General features: G+C 61.9%; 20 protein-coding genes. 11 read left to right on the forward strand and 9 right to left on the reverse strand.

Annotated features, from left to right (window positions below; genetic code table 11):
• Window positions 1–573: 573 nt before the first annotated feature.
• Both BLR35_RS15185 and BLR35_RS15190 read left to right on the forward strand, forming a co-directional pair.
• Complete coding sequence (locus tag BLR35_RS15185; RefSeq protein WP_090383717.1) at window positions 574–1,680, forward strand: thiamine ABC transporter substrate-binding protein; 1,107 nt, start codon at window positions 574–576, stop codon at window positions 1,678–1,680.
• Between the two features lie 66 nt (window positions 1,681–1,746).
• Window positions 1,747–2,109 carry a hypothetical protein gene (locus tag BLR35_RS15190; protein WP_090383719.1) on the forward strand — a complete coding sequence of 121 codons (363 nt, stop codon included), beginning with the start codon at window positions 1,747–1,749 and terminating at the stop codon, window positions 2,107–2,109.
• On the opposite strand, the gene BLR35_RS15195 is transcribed toward BLR35_RS15190, so the two are convergent.
• Both BLR35_RS15195 and BLR35_RS15200 read right to left on the reverse strand, forming a co-directional pair.
• Window positions 2,106–3,449: a tryptophanase gene (locus BLR35_RS15195; RefSeq protein ID WP_090383721.1), complete on the reverse strand. Its 1,344-nt coding sequence runs from the start codon at window positions 3,447–3,449 to the stop codon at window positions 2,106–2,108. The two genes, BLR35_RS15190 and BLR35_RS15195, sit on opposite strands and share 4 nt — an antisense overlap.
• A 484-nt stretch (window positions 3,450–3,933) precedes the next feature.
• Window positions 3,934–5,112, reverse strand: a complete 1,179-nt coding sequence (locus BLR35_RS15200) for an aspartate kinase (protein WP_090383724.1) — start codon at window positions 5,110–5,112, stop codon at window positions 3,934–3,936.
• A 240-nt stretch (window positions 5,113–5,352) separates the two neighbouring features.
• Here BLR35_RS15200 and BLR35_RS15205 point away from each other — a divergent pair, with 240 nt between their 5' ends.
• Window positions 5,353–5,790 carry a hypothetical protein gene (locus BLR35_RS15205; protein WP_090383726.1) on the forward strand — a complete coding sequence of 146 codons (438 nt, stop codon included), beginning with the start codon at window positions 5,353–5,355 and terminating at the stop codon, window positions 5,788–5,790.
• A gap of 4 nt (window positions 5,791–5,794) precedes the next feature.
• Here BLR35_RS15205 and BLR35_RS15210 read toward each other — a convergent pair whose 3' ends face one another.
• Complete coding sequence (locus BLR35_RS15210) at window positions 5,795–6,688, reverse strand: ABC transporter permease (RefSeq protein ID WP_090383728.1); 894 nt, start codon at window positions 6,686–6,688, stop codon at window positions 5,795–5,797.
• Complete coding sequence (locus BLR35_RS15215) at window positions 6,685–7,713, reverse strand: ABC transporter ATP-binding protein (protein WP_244510257.1); 1,029 nt, start codon at window positions 7,711–7,713, stop codon at window positions 6,685–6,687. Before BLR35_RS15215 ends, BLR35_RS15210 begins: the two co-directional genes overlap by 4 nt.
• A gap of 55 nt (window positions 7,714–7,768) precedes the next feature.
• Here BLR35_RS15215 and BLR35_RS15220 point away from each other — a divergent pair, with 55 nt between their 5' ends.
• Complete coding sequence (locus BLR35_RS15220) at window positions 7,769–8,386, forward strand: TetR/AcrR family transcriptional regulator (protein ID WP_090383733.1); 618 nt, start codon at window positions 7,769–7,771, stop codon at window positions 8,384–8,386.
• 10 nt (window positions 8,387–8,396) lie between these two features.
• Here the strand turns inward: BLR35_RS15220 and BLR35_RS15225 are convergent, their stop codons facing one another.
• Complete coding sequence (locus tag BLR35_RS15225; RefSeq protein WP_090383736.1) at window positions 8,397–9,956, reverse strand: DNA-directed DNA polymerase II small subunit; 1,560 nt, start codon at window positions 9,954–9,956, stop codon at window positions 8,397–8,399.
• Window positions 9,957–10,057: 101 nt separating this feature from the next.
• Here BLR35_RS15225 and BLR35_RS15230 point away from each other — a divergent pair, with 101 nt between their 5' ends.
• Window positions 10,058–10,978: a S24/S26 family peptidase gene (locus BLR35_RS15230; RefSeq protein ID WP_090383738.1), complete on the forward strand. Its 921-nt coding sequence runs from the start codon at window positions 10,058–10,060 to the stop codon at window positions 10,976–10,978.
• Window positions 10,979–11,090: 112 nt separating this feature from the next.
• On the opposite strand, the gene BLR35_RS15235 is transcribed toward BLR35_RS15230, so the two are convergent.
• A complete protein-coding gene (locus BLR35_RS15235; RefSeq protein WP_090384164.1) occupies window positions 11,091–11,375 on the reverse strand; it encodes a hypothetical protein in 285 nt (94 codons plus the stop codon).
• Between the two features lie 210 nt (window positions 11,376–11,585).
• On the opposite strand from BLR35_RS15235, the gene BLR35_RS15240 reads away from it, so the two are divergent.
• Window positions 11,586–11,798, forward strand: a complete 213-nt coding sequence (locus BLR35_RS15240; protein WP_090384166.1) for a hypothetical protein — start codon at window positions 11,586–11,588, stop codon at window positions 11,796–11,798.
• An 18-nt stretch (window positions 11,799–11,816) separates the two neighbouring features.
• Here BLR35_RS15240 and BLR35_RS15245 read toward each other — a convergent pair whose 3' ends face one another.
• Entirely contained in the window at window positions 11,817–13,538 is a 1,722-nt protein-coding gene (locus tag BLR35_RS15245; protein WP_090383740.1) for an AAA family ATPase, read from the reverse strand.
• A gap of 1,316 nt (window positions 13,539–14,854) precedes the next feature.
• Between BLR35_RS15245 and BLR35_RS15250 the strand changes: the two genes are divergently transcribed.
• From BLR35_RS15250 to BLR35_RS15265, 5 genes are all read left to right on the forward strand, one after another.
• The gene (locus BLR35_RS15250; protein ID WP_090383743.1) at window positions 14,855–15,493 is read left to right on the forward strand and encodes an Era-like GTP-binding protein; all 639 of its coding nucleotides are present in this window, start codon (window positions 14,855–14,857) and stop codon (window positions 15,491–15,493) included.
• A 4-nt stretch (window positions 15,494–15,497) separates the two neighbouring features.
• A complete protein-coding gene (locus BLR35_RS15255) occupies window positions 15,498–15,899 on the forward strand; it encodes a DUF2073 domain-containing protein (RefSeq protein ID WP_090383746.1) in 402 nt (133 codons plus the stop codon).
• Complete coding sequence (locus tag BLR35_RS15260) at window positions 15,899–16,942, forward strand: OapC/ArvC family zinc-ribbon domain-containing protein (RefSeq protein ID WP_090383748.1); 1,044 nt, start codon at window positions 15,899–15,901, stop codon at window positions 16,940–16,942. The genes BLR35_RS15255 and BLR35_RS15260 overlap by 1 nt, the downstream gene beginning before the upstream one ends.
• Window positions 16,943–17,016: 74 nt before the next feature.
• On the forward strand, window positions 17,017–17,106 hold the full coding sequence (locus tag BLR35_RS21275; protein ID WP_449289334.1) for a hypothetical protein: 90 nt from the start codon (window positions 17,017–17,019) through the stop codon (window positions 17,104–17,106).
• A complete protein-coding gene (locus BLR35_RS15265; RefSeq protein ID WP_090383751.1) occupies window positions 17,106–17,888 on the forward strand; it encodes a DUF7089 family protein in 783 nt (260 codons plus the stop codon). The genes BLR35_RS21275 and BLR35_RS15265 overlap by 1 nt, the downstream gene beginning before the upstream one ends.
• A gap of 81 nt (window positions 17,889–17,969) precedes the next feature.
• On the opposite strand, the gene BLR35_RS15270 is transcribed toward BLR35_RS15265, so the two are convergent.
• Complete coding sequence (locus tag BLR35_RS15270; RefSeq protein ID WP_090383754.1) at window positions 17,970–18,548, reverse strand: DUF7090 family protein; 579 nt, start codon at window positions 18,546–18,548, stop codon at window positions 17,970–17,972.
• 66 nt (window positions 18,549–18,614) lie between these two features.
• Complete coding sequence (locus tag BLR35_RS15275) at window positions 18,615–20,225, reverse strand: ABC transporter permease (protein WP_090384168.1); 1,611 nt, start codon at window positions 20,223–20,225, stop codon at window positions 18,615–18,617.
• Between the last annotated feature and the right edge of the window lie 9 nt (window positions 20,226–20,234).

The following is a 20,234-nucleotide window of genomic DNA, read 5'->3' on the forward strand; positions in this document are numbered from 1 at the left end:
TTCGACGAAACTATCCTCGAGAGCACTAGTACACGCCCCTAACGTGATAGACTACGGGCACCCCATCGACGGAAACGTCGGCCATCACGATTAATACGGCAAAATCAAAACGTCAATCGGAATCGTTCCCGTGCTCGAGGACGACGATTCGAATAGACCATACGCACAAATGACAGATACACAGTAGTGTCTGGATTGTTATAGTCGGAAACTTCAGAAACCGAACGAACAGACTGAAACGGTTCCCTCTGCGTGACGAACGACTCGTCGATCGGGTCGTCCTTCCAGTTTCGAGACGGAACTCGTACCAGTATCTAGCGTCTGCAGAAGTTCACTGTACGAGTGGAAATTTCAAGGATTCGAGGCCGTTCGGCACGGAATGCGTAGAGAAACCGACGAAACGAATCGATGTATATTCGTTATACAGATCTGTTAATTTAGTTGATGAGACGGTTTTCTGCCACGACTACCTCCGGCAAAAGCGGACGATCCGGACGGACGAAAACGGCCCACTCGTCGAGCCTCGAGTACGGGGACACGAACCTTAAGCCATCCCGGTGTGAGGTGCAAACGATGAGACGACGGACGTTCGTCCGTGGCGTCGGTGCGGGTTCGACCGTCGGAGTCGCCGGTCTCGCCGGTTGTCTCGAGCGCGAGACCGACGAGGAGGAAGAACCCGCACCTCCAGACGAGGACGAGGATACGCTCCGGGTCGCGACCTACACCTCGATGGTGACCGGAGAGTCGCCGGCCGGGACGTGGCTCGCCGAGGCGTTCGAGGAGGAACACGAGGACGCCGAAATCGTCTGGACGGTCCCGGAAGCGGGAATCGAGAACTACGTCCGTCGTGCAGAACTCGAGGCACCGATCGACGCCGACGTCTACCTCGGACTCACGCTCGGCGAACTCGTCTACGCCGACGAGAACCTGGAAGACGACCGGCTCTTCGAACGCCTACAGCGGGATCGACTCACGAACGACGACCGCGTTCGCGAGGATCTGACGTTCGACGACCCACACGACCGAATACTGCCGTTCGATACGGGATACGTCACGCTCGTCGCCGACGAGGCCGAACTCGAGGAGGAGGTTCCCGATTCCTTCGAGGCGTTGCTCGAGTCCGAGTACGATCACAGCCTGCTCGCACAGGATCCCCGTCGGTCCGATCCCGGTCTCGCCTTTCTGCTGTGGACGGTCGCCGAGTACGGCGACGACTACCTGGCGTACTGGCACGATCTCCTGGACAACGGCATTCGCGTGCTGGACGGCTGGACAGAATCGTACCGTGAGGCGTACCTCGAGGGTGAACGCCCGCTCGTCGTCTCGTACTCGACGGACCGGATCGGCGCGAGTGCGGCCGGGAGAGAACTTCGACGACACGTCGTCAGTCCGTTCGACGGGCAGGGATACCGGAACACCGAAGGGGCCGCCGTCTTCGCGGACACTCCCCGGACCGAACTCGCCTACGAGTTCGTCGACTTCGTGCTCTCGCGGCCGGTCCAGAGTCAGATCGTCGCCCGAAACGTCCAGTTTCCGGCCGTCGAGGAGGAGTACGTCGACCTCGAAGAGCGGTTCCGCGAGCACGCACGCGAGCCCGAGGAGGCAGTAACGTTCACCTACGACGACCTTCACGGAACGGTTACCGGCCTGTTAGCGGAGTGGGGGGACGAAATCGGCTAGTACAGCAGTCGACGGCTCGCACCCTCGACGCAGTTTTATCACAGGGAACGTGGTACGTCGGTGCGCATGGCACTGCGACAGCTACTCAGTGGCGACCCATCGAAACAGTCGAAGCTCTATCTCGCGATCGGCGCCCTCTCGCTCGTGAAGGCGATCGCGGTCCGAAACGACCCCGACCGGTTCCGTCGGGAACTGTTAGACGCCGGCCTCTTTCTCGGCGTCGGCATCGTACTACGGCGGTACAGCCAGCTCAAAGAGGAGAAACGAGCCGAACTCGAGTCGGGGCTGCCCGACTGGGTCACCGGTCAGGGGACGGGCGGCGAAACCGGCCTCGAGACGGTCGTGAACCGGCTGACGAGTGGCACGCACGCCGAACCCGAACCGGAACCGACGCTCCGGGACCGCGCTCGGGGCGTTATCTCGAGCTAGGAGAGCGGCCGAAGTTCCGCGGTGAAGTGGCGGATCTCCGGCATCTCGGGTTCGGTCGCGAGTTCGAGCCCCGGAACGTCCGTTCCCTTTTCCAGCACCGTTTCGACGGTGTCGGCGACGTGTTCGAAGTGTTCCCGGTGGTAGGTACGGCGCGGGACGGCGAGCCGGACCAGTTCCGGCCGGTCGGTGTCGGGGAACGCGAAGCTCCCGAGTTCGACGCCGCGAACGCCGCCTTCCCGGTAGAGTTCGCAGACGAGCGCCTGCCCGGGGAAGGCCTCGTCCGGGAGGTGTGAGAGCGCAGCGCCGGCGTCGAGGTAGACCGCGTGGCCCCCGACCGGCTGGTAGATCGGCACGCCGGCGTCCTCGAGCAGCGAGCCGAACTCCTGGATCTGTTCGATGCGGTCCGCGAGGTACTCGCGCTCGACGGCCTCCCGGAGTCCGACGGCGAGTGCAGCGACGTCACGGCCGGCCATTCCGCCATAGGTCGGAAAGCCTTCGTAGAGGATCGCCCGCTGTTTGCACCGTTCGTAGAGCCGGTCGTCGTCGGTCGCGACGAAGCCGCCGGCGTTGACGAGGCCGTCTTTCTTGCCACTCATTACGATGGCGTCGGCGTATCCGAGCTGTTCGCGGGCGATCTCGGCGATCGAGACCTCGGCGTACTCGTCTTCGCGTTGCTGGACGAAGTAGGCGTTCTCCGCGAACCGACAGGCGTCGATCACGAACCGTGCGTCGATTTCGTCGGCGAACTCCCGGACTCGGCGCGTGTTCTCGACGCTGACCGGCTGGCCCGCCGCCGAGTTGTTCGTGATCGTCTGGACGACCACCGGTACGCGGTCGGCTCCGACCTCGTCGACGACCGCGCGGGCCCGCTCGAGCGAGAGGTTCCCCTTGAACGGCTCCATCGACGACGGGTCGTGCGCTTCCGCGACCGGGCAGTCGACCGGATCGGCTCCCTGGTTGGCGACGTGGGCCCGCGTCGTATCGAAGTGGGTGTTGTTCGGGACGACGTCACCGTCCTCGAGCAGCGTGCCGTAGAGGACGTTCTCCGCGCCACGGCCCTGGTGGGCCGGGACGACGTGGTCGAACCCCATGACGTCGGCGACGGCCGACTCGAGTTCGTCGAAACTGCGCGAGCCGGCGTAGGCTTCGTCTCCGCGGACGAGTGCCGCCCACTGCGCGTCGCTCATCGCACCCGTGCCACTGTCGGTCAACAGATCGACGAAAACCTCGTCGGCGTCGAGATTGAAGACGTTGTAACCTGCCGCCTCGAGGTTGCGTTCGCGCTGTGCTCTGGCGGGCAGGGAGATCCGTTCGACCATCTTCGACTTGTACGCGACCATACCCACTCTCCAGTCGCCGGATAGTTCAAATCGAGTGACGGAACGTGGATACTCGGGAATCGACTCGCAACACAGCCGACGAGTTCGAGCAGCGATGCACAGGTCCGGTGGACATCGAATCGATAAAGAACGAGCGTCTCGCGGTGAGCGTCGATTGCGGTATAATCAGTCGAAACCGGCCGTGTGGAAAGCGGCCGGCCGAACGAGCTCCCAAACGGGTGATCGGGAAGACGCGGCGGCGGTCCCGCCGCAGCAAACTGTTACTGGCGGGATACGATCGCTCGCCATACGGGAGTGATCGTGGCAACGACTGAAACCCCCCATCCCGCCAGTTCGACTATTCTGCCCCTCGACAGGTAAATCTATCGGCTATTTGAATTATAGCATTCGGTTACAGGTTTTCGAGATTCAAGCCACAAGACACTTGTTTACGGCGTTTGAGCGAGCGCGAGTCGAACACGGCGGAAGAACGGAACCTGCGCGGTCAGACGATGTCCTGGGTCAACTCGAGCGTCTTCTCGCGGTCGTCCCAGTCGACGAACAGCGCGACGCTGGTCGCGCTCGTGATGACGTCCTGAAGGTGAATCCGCTCCTCGGCGATCGGGTTGACGATTTCGCTGACGATTCCCGGCCTGCTGGGGAGTTCACCGCCGGTGACCCGGACGACGGCGACCGGCGAGTCGACGGTGACACTCGAGAGTTCGTCGCGCGCGATGACCTCCCTGTGAAGGATGTTTTCGGCGCGTTCGGCCTCGCTTTCGTCGATGTAGAACGTGACCGAGTCCATCCCGCTCGCGACCGCGTCGATGTTGATGTCGCTTTCCGAGAGTGCCTGCGAGAGGTGGTGAAAGACGCCGGACTGGTTGCGAATCGCCCGGCCCGCGACGGTCAGGCAGGCAAGCGGTTGCTCGCGCAGGTCGACGAGATTCTCGAACTCGCCTTCGATGCTGGTACCGCCCGAGAGCAGGTCGCCGTGCTGGTAGTGAACGACGCGGACGTCGAGATCAGTGTCCTTGTACGAAAGCGCCGACGGTGCGACGACCTCCGCGCCGCGAAACGAGAGATTTCGCAGTTCGTCGACCGAAATCTCGCCGACGTTGCGTGCACCTTCGACGACGTTCGGGTCGCCGGTCATGACGCCCTCGACGTCGGTGACGATGACGACCTCGTCGGCCTCCATGTACTTGCCCATCATGACCGCCGTGGTGTCGCTCCCGCCGCGACCGAGCGTCGTGATCGAACCGTCCGGCCCTTCCGCGAGAAAGCCCGTGATGACCGGCACCGTGTCCTCGAGATCTTCCGCGACCTCGCTCGCTCGTCGCTGACTCTCCTCGACGTCGACCTCGCCGTACTCGTCGGTGACGACGGGCCAGTTCTCCGTTCCGGGCTCCAGAAACCGGGCGTCGATCCCTCGAGCGGACAGCGCCGCCTTGAGCATCCGAACCGACGTTCGTTCGCCCATGCTGACGATCTGTGCGCGGTCCTGTTCGTCGGTCTCGAAGGTGATCTCCTCTAGCAGATCGTCGGTCGTCGAACCCATCGCGCTCGCGACGACGGCGATCTCGTGACCTCCCTCGACGGCGGCGGCGATCGAGTCCGCCGCGCGATTGATTCGGTCGCCGCTGCCGAGACTCGTTCCGCCGAACTTGGTTACTACACGCATACTGACACCCCGTGGCTGTGGCTGGTTCGCGTACCGGTGTCGTGGATCATACTAAGCCGTTACCAGAGCGGGCAAATAACTGTGTTCCATTCGGCGTATATTGACCGTGTCGGTCGGTAAATCGGACGATCGATGGTGTCAATTCGTACGTTATTCTTTTGGAAGGAACCATGAGGAATAAAGGAATGTGTTCCCGTCCCGGGCTGGATTTATGTTCGTGGGTGGCATTGACACACCGTAATGAACGTACGGGATGCACTCGAGGCCGACGCGGACGCGCTGGCGTCGATCGCCGACTCACCGACGGACGTCATGCGAAATCTCGTCCACGACCGGACGGTACGCGTCGCGGAAGACGGCAGTCACGACCCCAACGCCGACGTCTCGGGGTCACAGTACAACGGCTCGGATCCCGAGGACCTGTTGGGATTCGTCAGCTTCGACGCGCGAGAGGACACCGTCCACGTCACCCAGCTCGACGGCACGGACGACGCCTGTAAGCGACTGCTCGCGGAGCCGATCCGGTTTGCCGAACGCGAATCGATGGCGGTCGAAGTGCTGGTCTCTCGAGAGACGGAGACGATCGCCGACGCCGCCGAAGAGCTAGGGTTCGAACGCAGCGGTTCGGGGCCGCGGTTCGAAGGATCGTCGACGGTACGGTTTCGGATGGAACCGTAGTCTGCTACTGGACGTCCGAACTCGAGGCCTGGTTCAGGAAGTAGACGGCGACGGCACCCAGCACGACGTCGAGAACGAGCAAGACGCCGAGTGCGGGGACGAGCGTGTTCCACACGCCCGTAAAGCTCGTCACCTCGATGACCGTCATGACGTCCTGGTTCAGCATCAGCGCACGAGCGGCGTCGACGCCGTACGTGATCGGATTGAGTGCAGCGACGGTCTGGACCCATCCCGGAAGCGCCTCGACGGGGAGGAACGCACTCGAGAGGAAGAGCAGCGGGAACTGCAACACGTTGACTGCGATGATGGTCGACTCCTGGTCGCGCGTGACGAGTGCCACGATGTTCGAGATGGCGGTGAACCAGATCGAAAACAGGATGGCGACGAGGACGATTCCGACCGCGCCGAGCAAGCCGGTCGCGACGTAGTCGGTCGGCGACGCGCCCGTGTTTAGGTAGAGCAGGACGTAGCCGAGCGCGAGGACGATCCCGACCTGAATAACGATCCTGATGATCTCGGAGAGGGACTTCCCGAGAAACACCGCTCCGCGGTGCAGCGGGGAGACGAGCATCTTCTCGAACATCCCGCTCTCGATGTCCTCGACCTGGCCGATTCCGGAGGTCGTCGCGGCGATCAGTGCCGTCTGGATCACGATCGCCGGCACGAGGAAGGTGACGTAGTTCACCTCCGCGCCGAGGTTCTGGCCGATTGCACCCTCCGCGATTCCACCGAACACCTCCGTAAACAGGACCAGGAAGACGATCGGATTCAACAGTGACGAGGTCAGCACGAACGGGTTCCGGACCGTCTTCACCAGCCACCGCTTCAGGATGATCCACGTGTCCCTGGCGAAGCCGTTGCCGGACGTCTTCCGTCCGATCGTCGACTCCCCGCTCATCGGTCCACCTCCGTGGTCGCCACTGGATCAGCGGGCTCGTTGCCCGAGTCGGGTCCGGCTTCCTCGTCGTCGAGTCCCTCACCCGTAATCGCGAGGAAGACGTCGTCGAGCGTCGGATCGCGGACGTTGAACCCGACGACGGGAACGTCGGCCTCGTGCAACGCGACGAGCAGTTCCGGGCCGCGACGACGGGCCGCCGGCGATCGGACGCTGAGCCCCTCCTCGGTGCGTTCGATCGGCGCATCGTCGAACAGATCAGCCTCGAGTGCGACGTCCCGGGCACGGTCCAAAATTTCGTCGTCGGGATCGTCGATCTCGATCTCGAGGACGGCCCCGCCGACGCGATCCTTGAGTTCGGACGGCGACCCTGACGCGACGATCTCGCCGTCCCGGAGGACGCCGATCCGGTCACAGAGGTGGTCGGCTTCCTCGAGGTACTGGGTCGTCAGGAAGACCGTCGTCCCGCGGTCGTTGATCCGTTCGAAGTAGTCCCAGAGACGGTTGCGTGCCTTCGGGTCGAGGCCGGTCGTCGGCTCGTCCAGAAAGACGATCGGCGGTTCGTGGACCAGCGCGGTCGCGGCGTCGAGACGCTTCTGCATCCCGCCGGAGAACCCCTTGGCCTGCTTGTCCGCGACGCCGGCGAGGTCGACGAGATCGAGCAAGTCGTCGATCCGTTCGTCACGATCGTCACCCGAAACACCGTACGCTTCGCAGGCGAACTGGATGTTCTCGCGAGCCGTGAGTTCGGGATCGATACTGGTTTCCTGGGCCATGTAGCCGATCGACTCCCGCACCGCACGCGAGTCCGATCGAACGTCGTAGCCGTTTACTGTCACCTCACCCGCGGTCGGCTCGAGCAACGTCGTCAACACCTTGATCGTCGTCGTCTTCCCGGCCCCGTTCGCGCCGAGGAAGCCGAAGAACTCACCTTCCGGAACCTCGAGCGTCACGTCGGTGACGGCCTCCGTCCCGTCCGCGTAGGTCAGTTCGACGTGCTGGGCGTCGATCGCGTTCGTCTTGCTCACAGCCGATCTGTCGAAGTGGCAAGGTATATAGCTTGTGAATGAATATTCATTCATAATGAGCGATCAGGGCCCGTTCGCGTCGGCGCCGAACGAGACGCACACACAGATCATGCGAGCGACCTACGAGGCGCTGCGAAAACACGGCTACTCGGAACTAACGATACAGCGTATCGGTGACGAGTTTCCAAAGAGCAAGTCGCTGATCTACCAACACTACGACGGGAAGGACGAACTCCTCGTGGCTTTCCTCGAGTTTCTCCTCGAGCGGTTCAGGGCGGACGTCCCGACCGAGGAGTTCGACGACGCTCGCGAGCACCTCGAGACCATCATCGACCACGGTCTCCCGGAATCGCTCGGCGAGGAAGACGAGGCGTTTACGACTGCAGTCGAGGCGCTGCGCGGACAGGCACCCCACGACGAGACCTACCGCGAACAGTACGCCAGGATCAACGAGTTCTATCGGGAGCGTACCGCCGACGTGATCCACAGGGGCATCGAGCAGGGCGTATTCCGCGAGGTCGACCCGGAGCAGGCTGCCGGATTCATCGTCGCGACCATCCACGGGGCACGCAGCCAGCGTGTCTCGACGGGCGACCACGAGCCAGTGCTTGCGGCACGGCGCGAACTCGAGGAATACGTTCGAACGCGACTGCTCGTCGAGGAGAATCGATAGCCGAGTTCGTCTAGCTGAACTTCTGGACCGTCACGTCTAGCGTATCCAGATCGACGATCGGTGCGTACCCCGAGTCGGGGTCGATGTTGACGCTCTTCTGGAAGTCGGTCTGGGCCTGCCAGCAACCGGAGTTGATCGCGAGCACGTTGTGGTACTTGCCGAAGCCGAGTTTGTGGACGTGGCCGGTGTGGAAAATGTCGGGGACCTCGTCGATGACGAGATAGTCCTCCTCTTCGGGTGCAAGCCGGGTGTGGCCCCCGAACTGCGGCGCGACGTGGCGTTTCTTCAGAAGCTGGTACATCGCCTTGTGCGGATCGTCGTAACTCGCCTTCTCCTCCGGAAGTTCGGCGATGACCTCGTCCAGGGAGACGCCGTGGTACATCAGGACCGAGACGCCCTCGATGGTGACTGTGGAGGGGTTGCTGACGATGCGGGGATCGTGGGCCGACATGATCTCCCGGAGCTCCTCGTCGAACCCTGGCTGGGGTTCGGCGAGTCGAACCGCGTCGTGGTTGCCCGGGATCATGACGATCTCTAAGTCGCCGGGAACCTGCTTCAGGTGCTCGTTGAACGCCTCGTACTGGTCGTAGATGTCGACGATCTCGAGTTCGTCGTCCTGGTCGGGATAGACACCGACACCCTCGACCATGTCGCCCGCGATCAGCAGGTACTCGACGTGCTGGGCCTCCGCGGTGTGGAGCCAGTCGGCAAAGCGGTTCCAGGCCTCGGCCATGAACTCGTCGCTGCCGACGTGGACGTCGCTGATCAACGCGGCCTGGACGTGTCGGTCGGCCGTCGACGGCTCGTACGTACGGGGGACGTCCGGGAAGTACATCGAGTCGACGAAGCCGATTCCTGCGTCGTCCGAGAGCGTTCCCTCCATCGCCAGCGCCTCGTCACAGAGCAGTTCGTTCACCAGGTCGGCGTACTCTCGGTCCTTCATCACCAGCCAGGGGAACGTTCCGGTAGCGTCCTCGAGCTCGATCAACCAGTGGCCGCTGGCGGTCGACCGGACGTCGTTGACCAGCCCGACCATCGCGGCCTCGCTCCCGCCGGGCATGTTCTGGATGGCCGTCGCCGGCCGGTGGTTGACTCGACCGCGTAGCTTCGACCCCAGTCGGTCGAGACGGTCGCGAAACACCGAGACGAAATCCTCGTACTCCCCCGTCCCGGTACTGTCGCCGGTCATGTCGCCGACGATCTCGAGGGAGCGTTTCTCGGGATCGACCGATCGATTTGCGGCCTCCGTAGACCCCTCTGTTTCAACTGGAGACGAGACACCCGATCCGCCAGTGGGCGTGGAAGCAGCTCCAGTTGAAACAGGGGGGTCTGGCGGCGAGGAATCAGTCGACGAAGCGGCGGGTGACGGAGACGATTCGGTAGCCGTCAGTGCGGCGTCGACGTGTTCGGTCCGGACCACCAGCGCGTCGTCCGGAACCTCCTCTAAGACTCGCTCGAGGGCCGCGGCATTGTCGTCCGTCGCTGCGAGACGGGTTACAGCCTCGCGTTCCGCGTTGTAGCCGCGGCTCGTGAGTTCGCTGACGATCCGGGCGGGGCCCTCGAGTGGCACACAACTCGTATTCGTGACCGGAGAAAAAAGGGTAGCGAATCGCGGACCGATCGATGGAACGAGCAGAAGGTTGATTGCGACCCCCGGCAAAAAACCGGGCAATGAGCGGTCCCGACGCCGGCGGTTCCGACGAGCACGACGAGCAGGAACGCGGATTTTCCACGTCGCCGTCGGAAACCGACGTATCGAACGATCCTCCCGACGACGGCGTAACGATCGAAGACGACGGACCCGTCCGCTGGTTTCTCGAGAGCGACGACGAGACCGTCGTCCTCGCCCGGGACGTGGTCAGCAGCGTCGCGATCGTCGCCGTCATCGGCCTGTTGCTGTTCGCAATCAGCGGCGTCTGGCCGCCGCTGGTCGCCGTCGAGAGCGGCAGTATGGAACCGAACATGGAACGTGGCGACCTGATCTTCGTCGTCGACGAAGAGCGATTCGTCGGCGACGACCCCGTCGATGGCACCGGCGTCGTCACGCTCGAGGACGGCCAGAACGGAGGTCACGAGACGTTCGGCGAGCCAGGTGACGTCATCGTCTTCAAACCCGACGGCAGCGAGTTACAGACGCCGGTGATACATCGGGCTCACTTCTGGGTCGAGGAAGACGAGAACTGGGTCGATACCAGGGCGGAAGAGGAGTATATCGGCGGCGCGACCTGTGACGACGTCCCCACCTGTCCCGCGAACCACGACGGGTTCGTGACGAAAGGCGACGCCAACGCCGGCTACGATCAGTACCAGGGTGGCGCCAGGACCGACGTCGTCAAACCGGAGTGGGTCACCGGGAAAGCCTCGTTCCGCATCCCGTGGCTCGGTCACGTCCGGCTGATCTTCGACGAGATGCTCACCGGTATCCTCGTTCCGTCCGCGACAGTCGACGGAGTCGCCTCGGCGACGGGTGAAACCGCAGTCGGAGACACCAACGGGAACGGTAGCGACACGCTCGCCACCGCAGGGACGATCGGCGTCGCCGGTGGTGCAGGAGTCGCGATCGCAGGGGTAGGTATCGCGCGGCGGTACTGACTCGGTTTCGGCTCCGTTCTAACTCGGCTTCGGCTCCGCTCGAGACGAATTTCCGGGCGTCCGAGACGTCCGGAGACCCCGACGAACGACGCATCGTGACGACCATCGCCGACTACTCCTCGGTCTCCGTCGTAACCTCGAGGGAGAGCGAGTCACCGTCGTGAAGCCGTCGGTCGGTCGGATCGACTTCCTCGCCGTCGACCTCGAACGTGATCTCGGTGCCGGAATCGCGCTCGTCGTAGGTCGTTCCGTCGGTCGTGACCACGTGATCGCCGTCGACGACGACTTCGATATCGCCGCTCTCGTGGCCGTCGATCTCGTCGCCCTCGAGGAGGCAACCGGAGAGGGAACCGACGACGAAACCTGCAGTCGAAGCGAGGGCCGTTCGTCGGCGCACGGACGAATCGTCGCTGCCTTCGTATATCGATCCTTCGCCGGATTCGACCGGGTCGGGTGACCGGATGAGCAACTTCGGATCCCCCACGGAATGGACCGACGGGCAGTTGGGACGGCGTTCGAGTTCGTCCCGCAGAACTGGCTGGACTACGACAACCGCTGTTTGGGCTGCGACGCCACGATTATGTCGTCACCGGTAATAACGGCGAATATGGGGTTCTCGACGAGTAGCGATCCGAAGCCCGAGGGGATCTTCGCCCTCGAGATGCTGGCGCTTCTCCTAGTCCCGCCGCTGGTACTCGGCGTCGTCGTCGGTGTCGTCGCTTCGATAGAAGAGGCAGCGCTCGCGTTCCTGATCGGGTTCATCGTCGGTGTCGGACTGGCGTCGCTCAGACGCGAGATTCGGGGGTTTCGAACCGAATGAAAGAGTCGCCAGTGAGCGTCAGTTCTCGAATCGCGCCTGAACGAACGGCTGGACGTCGTCGATGTCGGAGAGCCGGGAGTCCGACAGCAGGACTGCTTCGGTCTCTTCCTGTGGGACGGAGAGGCTGATCTCCTTCGTTCGCCCGTACCGGCCCTTCGAGACGACGACGGCGTTGACGATCCCGAGCATGTCGAGTTCGCTGATGAGGTCGGTGACGCGACGCTGAGTGAGCACGTCGGCGTCGATCTCCTCGCAGAGGCGCTTGTAGATGTTGAACACCTCGCCGGTGTTGATGCTGTGGACGCCGTTTTTCTCGAGCAGGATGATCGAGAAGAGGACGAGCTTGCTCTGGGTGGGGAGCGTACGGACGACCTCGACGACCCGATCGAGTTCGATCTTGTCCTGGGCCTGCCGGACGTGTTCCTCGACGATGGTCTCGGCCTGGGAGCGTTCGGCGAGTTCGCCAGCGGTCCGCAACAGGTCGAGCGCGCGTCGCGCGTCGCCGTGTTCCTGTGCTGCGAACGCGGCACAGAGCGGGATCACGTCGTCCGAAAGAGCACCCCCTTTGAACGCGACATCCGAGCGATGTTCCAGAATGTCCCGGAGCTGGTTCGCGTCGTACGGTGGGAAGACGATCTCCTCCTCGCCCAGCGAGGACTTGACGCGCGGATCGAGGAAGTCGGTGAACTTCAGGTCGTTCGAGATGCCGATAATCGAGACTCGCGAATTCTCGAGTTCGGAGTTCATCCGCGAGAGGTTATAGAGCGTGTCGTCACCGCTTTTCTCGACGAGTTTGTCGATCTCGTCTAACATGATGACGACGACGCGTTCGTCGTAGTCGACCGCGTCGAAGAAAACGCTGTAGACCCGGTCGGTCGGCCAGCCGGTCATCGGAACCTCCTCGAAGGAGTCTCTGTCCTCCTCGAGACTCTCGATTTGCTCTTCGACTTCCTCCCGGGAGTCGAACGGCGTCGACTCGAGTGGATGGTCCGGCGGGAGCGTCGCGTCGACACTATCGTCGGTTTCGTGGCCGGGTTCGGCGTCGGTCGACGCACCGGTGAACGACCCCTCCGTTTCGTCTGTAGAATCGCTAGACGGAGTTTCGCCACCCTCTCCAGTCGAAGTTGAGGTGTTTGCGTCCGTCGAGACGGGTTCTACCTCCGGCGGCTCGAAGAGGTCGCCCTCCGTTTCGTCTCCGGCGGCATCCGCGGCGTCGGAACGTTCGTCGTACTCCTCGAGAGCGTCGAGACGGTCCTCGAGCGAGTCGATTCGGTCGTCGATCCGGCGCTGGTTCTTCTCGATGAACTTGTTGGCAAGCTGTGCGAGGACGCGATACTGGGTGTCGGTCACCTCGCAGTTGATGTACTCGACGTCACACGGGACGCTGTACTTCTGGGACGTGCTCTCGAGTTCCTTGCTGACGAACTTCGCGCTGGCGGTTTTCCCGGTCCCTGTCTTCCCGTAGATGAGGATATTCGAGGGGGTTTCGCCACGAAGTGCGGCGACGAGAATCGTCGCCATCTTGTTGATCTGGTCGCTTCGGTGTGGTAACTCGTGTGGCGTATAGGAAGGGCGCAGCACCTCCTTGTTCTCGAAGATAGGCTCGCCGCTGAGCAGGTCGTCGAACAGTCCTTGCTTGGGTTCGTCGTCGCCGAGATCGGTTCCCTCGAGATCGGTCGAGAATCCGTCTATACCGCCGACGTCGTCCGAACCAGTCGTTTCCGTATCCTCGTCTGACATTCGTCGTACACGTACCCCCTCGTTTCGAGTGGAATACCGGACCCGAAATCAGGAATGGTGCGAGATAGATGGTCTATAACGACACATCTACGATTCCAGTAACCCAACCTGGGTCCAGTTGATGCAAACGAAACAGAGGAACACCATGGTATTAAATTCTTCCCTTCGTTCATCAGTGCTGCCGGGAGAGGGAAATTGCAGCGCTGTGAGGGAGTCTACGGCCCGTTTCTACGAGAGGGGTAGATCGGCCGAAAGCAAAGGCACGTTTCGGGTCGATACACGATGTTGTCCTCGATCAGGTTCGGACGTTCTTTCGGTCTCCAGCACTCCGGCTCACTTCGGTTCGCACGCACGAAGACAAAAGGGGATAGAAGTGGAGGGTGGTGGGAGAAGTGGAGGGTGGAGGGTGGTGGGAGAAGTGAGGGAAGTGAAGAGAGGAGAGTGAGGGGAGAGGAGTGAAGGGAATGAGGGAAGTGAAAACGAGCAGTGCTGACCCAGGGAGCTGGCGTCCCGGAGTTGGTCCTGATTCTGGCAGCCAACGAAGAGAGAAGTAGGTCAGAAAAAGGAAGATAATGAGGAGAGGTGGAAGAGAGGAAGGATAACAAAGGGGAGAGGGTGAACGGATGGAGAAGTCGAACTGTGGATCGAACCTCGAGGGCGAACGGAGACTGGTCTCCAGTAACGAGATGGTGGTTGCCCCGTCCGTAGTGGGACGAAACCAGAATTGTAAGATAATAGATGTATCTCGTCGTCCGATGAATTTTGTTAGATGAGCTCCGGAACCCCCCACCCCTTCGTTTCAGGTGGAACTGTTCGAAGGAGGGGTGGGGGTGGAACCCCCTCTCTAGAAACGAGTGGTTTTATTAGGGTGGGTCAGAAACCATATCCGTAGCACTAGCAGAATGAATTATTTGCTAGAGGAGTTGGTTTTAGTTACTAGATCCAACTAGATCGACGTCCCTCAGCGGGTTCTGTTACTAGAAGCGTCTTTCTTGCCGAATTCGTCCGTCTGATCGCCTCTCTTTCCGTCTCGAGTCGAAATAAGGGGCTATCTCTTCCTCCACGGGTCAACTCCATCCCCCGGAGGGTCGATCAGTTCCAGTTGAAACGAAGGGGTGGGGGCCACGGCGTCGCCTATGTGTAAAGTTATCATCCACCAGGTGAACTAACATCATGACAGTATCTCTGCGAACCTAATCAGTACGGTAGCTGGTAACTCATTTCTGTCTGTTAGTTAACACGTCTGACGTAGGCTTAAGTGAATTCAGTCAGTAGTAGATTCAGATGCACCCCGCGGTGCTGGAGGGCCCCTAAGGATGGGACTGTTCACAGAACTCAAAGATAGTATCTCTCGCGCTAGGGACCGCCTGTTCTCCGAACAGGAGCCAAAACGTATCGGTATCTACGGTCCGCCCAACGCCGGGAAGACGACGCTTGCAAATCGTATCGCACGGGACTGGACCGGTGACGCAGTCGGCACGGAGAGTCACATTCCACACGAAACGCGCCGAGCTCGCCGGAAGGAAAACGTCGAGATCGAACGCGACGGGAAGTCGGTAACGATCGATATCGTCGACACGCCCGGCGTGACGACGAAGGTCGATTACGAGGAGTTCACCGACGAGATGGAGGAAGACGACGCCATCCGTCGCTCCCGCGAAGCGACCGAGGGTGTCGCGGAAGCGATGCACTGGCTCCGCGAAGACGTCGACGGCGTCATCTACGTACTCGACAGCGCGGAGGATCCGATCACGCAGGCCAACACGATGCTGATCGGCATCATCGAATCCCGTGATCTCCCCGTGCTCATCTTCGCGAACAAGATCGATCTCGAGGAAGCGAGCGTCAAACGGATCGAAGACGCCTTCCCACAGCACAAAACCGTCCCGCTGTCGGCCAAGGAAGGCGACAACATGGACGAAGTCTACGACAATATCGCGGATTACTTCGGGTGATACGATGCCAAAGACAACCAACGCGGACGACCAGGACGGTCCGGACGGCGTCCAGATCGATCTGATAAGCGGCGAGCGAATGGAGGGAATGGCCTCCATGGAGAAGATCCGGATGATCCTGGATGGCGTCCACGACGGCAACATCGTCATCCTAGAGGAGGGGCTGACTCCCGACGAAGAGAGTCAGCTCATCGAGGTGACGATGGCCGAGATCAGCCCCGACGAGTTCAACGGGATCGAGATCGAGACCTACCCGAAACCGGGTGGCGGTGACTCGTCGCTACTCGGTCGGATCATGGGATCCGACGATTCGGACGCGAAGCTGACGGTGATCGGGCCGGCCAACAGAATCGAAACGCTCCACAAGGACGAAACGCTGATCAGCGCGCTCGTGTCTCACAACTAATGCCTCACGAATGTACGAACTGTGGCCGCACGTTCCCGGACGGCTCCAAGGAGATGCTGTCGGGCTGTCCCGACTGCGCCGGGAACAAGTTCCAGTTCGTGCCGTCCGGAACGCTCTCGACGTCCGGCGCCGACGCTGACCGGACGAGCGAGCCGGCCTCGAGCACCAGTCCCAGTTCACCGGCTTCGGAGTCGACCCCGGATCCAGCTGCAGTCGACGGCCGTCCACCCGAAACGGAGGGTGATTCTAGCCCCGCGAACACTCGAGCCGAACGGACGGCAACCTCCGCATCCGAGCCCGATTCCGGCTCCGACAGCGTTCGAACGCGAGCGAAAGACACCGTTCGCGAGTGGATGTCGTCGGACTCGACGGACGAAACCGAACAGGACGAGACGAGCGACGGATTCACCGAGTGGCCCGATTCGGCGCGCCGACCCGAGGACCGTTCGACAGCTGAACCGAACCGGGACGATACATCGTCTCCATCTGACGCTACGCCGTCGACTTCTTCACCGCAGTCGAGCACACCTTCGTCGGCTCCATCACCGCCGGACACTCCTTCACCGACCTCATCACAGTCGAACACCGCTTCGTCGAGCCCACCAGGATCGAACGCGGCTTCCTCGACTTCACCGGAGCCGTCTCGAGAAGAAACGACGACGATCGCCGACAGTGAGAACTCCGCACAGGCAGACGCCAGAAGCGAGGTCGTCCGTCGCGACGATCTTCCTTCGGACGTCGGCGGAGATACCGAGAACACTCGAGCGAACGCGGCTGCCGATCCCGTTTCGAACGAGGAGCCAGCCGCCGAACCGCCGTCTAACGGTCGTGTCGTCAGTGAACCCTCCGGTTCGGAGCTGTCGATGGAGCAACTGCGGGCTGAGCTCAACGAACAGTTCGAGAGCATCAAGATCCTGCGCCCGGGACAGTACGAACTCAACCTGATGGAGCTGTACGACCGCGAGGAGTACATCATCTCCCTGCAAGACGACGGTCGGTACGTCATCGACGTCCCCGACTCCTGGCGCGAGTCCGAGGAGTAGTCCGTCGTCATCCTCGTTCGGCTGACGGGAGTCAGACAGATGGATTTAAGCGACGTGCGTGATACCTCTCGACTATGAGCACTGCAACCAAGATCGTTCTCGGCACGATCGCTGCATCGGCGCTGCTGTCAGTCCTGCTGATCTTCCAGACCGCACTCGCCTGATGTTCGAGCCTCGCGAGCTCTCGAGCCCGGTCGAACGGATCCGGGACGAACACGCTCCAGAGGCGCTCGTTTTCGACTGCGACCGGGACTTCGAGACGTTACCACCGGCACAGGCCGAAGAACTCGGGCTCGTCGTCGACTCCCTCGAGCCCGCGAGCTATCCGTCGTCGTGGCTCCCCGAGGACGCGCCGACGCTGCTCGATCGCTACGCGAGTTCGGACCTCACGATCGGCATGCCCGGAGACGGCAGCATCGCCTGGACTCGCCAGACGGATCCGCCGATCGTCCTCGTCAAACCGCGAGTCGAGGGGACGCCCGAGTTGTTCCTCGATTTCCTGCTCGCGGAGGCGTTCGTCGAACTCGGACTCGAGGTGCCCGAACACTTCATCGGTTTCTTCGAGGACGCCTATCCTGATCTGGACCGAGCGGTCGCGTTAGATCCCGGCGGCACCTATCAGGTCGCGGCGGCGCTGTACGACGGCTGGGTCGGACTCGGGAGCCGCGAGGTGTTCGCCGAGTGGCACGGCGACGAACCGGAACTGGCCGACGCCTGGCAGGACGCAGGAGGTCGCCTCGAGGGTCGAGTTTCGGGACTCCCGCGGGCGGTCGCTCGCGGCGAGACGGAGTTTGCCGACGCGACGGAACTCGCGTGTGCAGCGATCAAACACGCGATCGAACTGCCCGCGCCGTTCGCCGCGCTCGATACTGACGCCTATCACGAGCACGGGCCCGACTACGCGGTCAGGTGGGCCGAGAAAACGTTCGAGTCGCTGGCGGAGTGATCGCCACCGAAAACGGTGTAATTGCCCCTCGAGTTTTTCGATCGGTTCCGACGTTCGTCCTCGCAGTTTCGCGGCCGATACTCAGAACTCTGCGTCGACGGTGCCGTCCTCGTCCAGATCGATTACGCCGTCGAACTGGGCACGGAACTCGTCGACGACGTCCGGGTTGTGAGGCTCTTCCGAGAGATGAAAGAGGCCGACAGCGTCGTGTTCCTCGAGCAGTTCGCGAATGCGTTCGACGGCCTCGAGCGCCTGTTCGTCACCGGCGTAGTAGGCGAGTTCGGTGACGGAGTCGAAGCTGATGCGGAGTTTACCGTCGTTGTTCGCGAGGAAACCGTCGATGTGCTCGACGATTCCGTCGACGTCGTCGGGGGCGGCGACGTAGTGGATGGTGTCGGTCTTCCGTCGCGAGTAGCCGCGTTCGATCGATAGCGTGTCGAGGATCTCCGCGCGTTCCTCGTCGACGTCGTAGTGCTCGAGTTTCTGTTTGACTTCGCGTGCGGTCGTCCGGGTAGAAATAACGAGGAAGTGGTCGGTGTCGGTCTTGAGGAAGTCGGTGTCGATGCGATCCGTTTCGCCGGTACTCGGATGAAGCAAGAGAATCCCAGTCCCCCCTGGTACCGTCTCCGGTGTCCCATCTATCTCGAGCGTGTAGTCCATACTGGCCTGAACAACTTTCGGGATCGACTTAATAGTGCGGATATACCGGTCGTTACCGAGTATCGTTCAACTGAGTTTGCTGTCCTCCTGGAGCAACAAGACCAGCATCGAGAGCCCGGAGATAAGGATGAGAAGCAACGCGGGGATCGCTGCGTATCGGTAGGCGAGCGCGTCCTGGGCGTTCCAGATGATGCTGACGAGTGTCTCCATCCCGATGGGTCTGAGCATCAACGTGACCGGTAGCTCCTTCATCGTCGTCAGGAAGACGAGCACGCCGCCGGCGATCACGCCGGGCATGATGAGTGGTAACGTCACGCGCCGAAACGCCTCGAATCGGCTGGCGTTGAGCGTGCGTGCGGCCTCGATGGTCTTGTCGTTGACCTGCAGGACCGAGGATCGGACGGTGCCGACAGCCTGTGGCAGGAACCGGACGACGTAGGCGAATACGAGCAACGCGACGCCCTGCCTGTACAGCGAGGGAAGTGCCCGGTTGCCCAGGAACACTAGTGCGAGCCCGATGACGACACCCGGGACAGCGAATCCGACGTAGGTCGCTCGCTCGAGTACCCTCGAGAGCAGAGAGTTTGCCCGTCCGGAATAGTACGCGACTGGCAGGGCAAAGAGACACGCGACCAGTGCGGCCAACAGTGCGAGCCGAACCGAGTTGTACGCGAACGCCCACTGGAACTCGTAGGATGGGATTGGATCGCCTTCGCTTCGGAACAGCCAGCTCGTGAAGATGGTGACCGGGACGACGAGCGTGACGAGGCCGAGCAGTGAGACGAACCCCATCGCGGGCCACTTCCAGTTGCCGAGTTGGATCGTACTCCCGCTTCCGCCGCCACCTGTGGCGTCTTCGTCGCGGCCGATCCCGGCTTCGATGACGAGGACGATGGCGACGATGGCGATCAACTGGAGTGCGAGGAGGGCGGCGTACTCGCGGCCGAACTCGGTGGCCTCCCAGTAGATCCTGCTCGTGAAGACGTTCGCCCCCATGAACGCGGGTGTCCCGAAGTCCGAAATCGCGTACAGACCGGCGAGCAAGGCGCCTGCGGCGATCCCGGGTCTGATCTGAGGGAACGTGACCCGCCGGAACGCCTCGAGCGGTCCGGCATTGAGCGTGCGGGCGGCGTCGACGATCGAACTATCCATCGACAGCAACGCGGCCCTGGTTGTCAGGAACACGTAGGGGTAGGTGTACAGCGTGATGATGAGAATTGCACCGGGGAGGCCGTCGATGGAGGGAATGGTCGTTCCAAAGAGTGAGTCCACTTCACCACCGGAGCCGAACATCCCGACGAACGCGATCGCACCGATATAGCTCGGGATAACCAGCGGGAGCGCGGCGACGACGGTCCAGACTCGAGGATACGGGAGGTCGGTCCGAGTCGTCAACACGGCCAGTGGAACGCCGAGAACGATCGAGAACAGCGTGACCAGCGCCATCAGGACGATACTGTTGATCGTGATCCAGGCAGTTCGTGAGGAGACGATGAGGTCGTACGCACGCGAGGGTTCGACTTCGACTGCCCGTAAGACGAGCCAGAGCATCGGCGAGATAACGAGCAGGGCGACGATGGTGCTCGCGACCGCCAGCATAGCTGTCGACCGATCGGTCTCGGCGAGCCGATCACGGACCGATCGCGAAGAATCCGGATGGGTAGTGAGTGGTTTCATTGTACTCGT

This window comes from Natronobacterium texcoconense (assembly GCF_900104065.1).
GTDB lineage: Archaea > Halobacteriota > Halobacteria > Halobacteriales > Natrialbaceae > Natronobacterium > Natronobacterium texcoconense.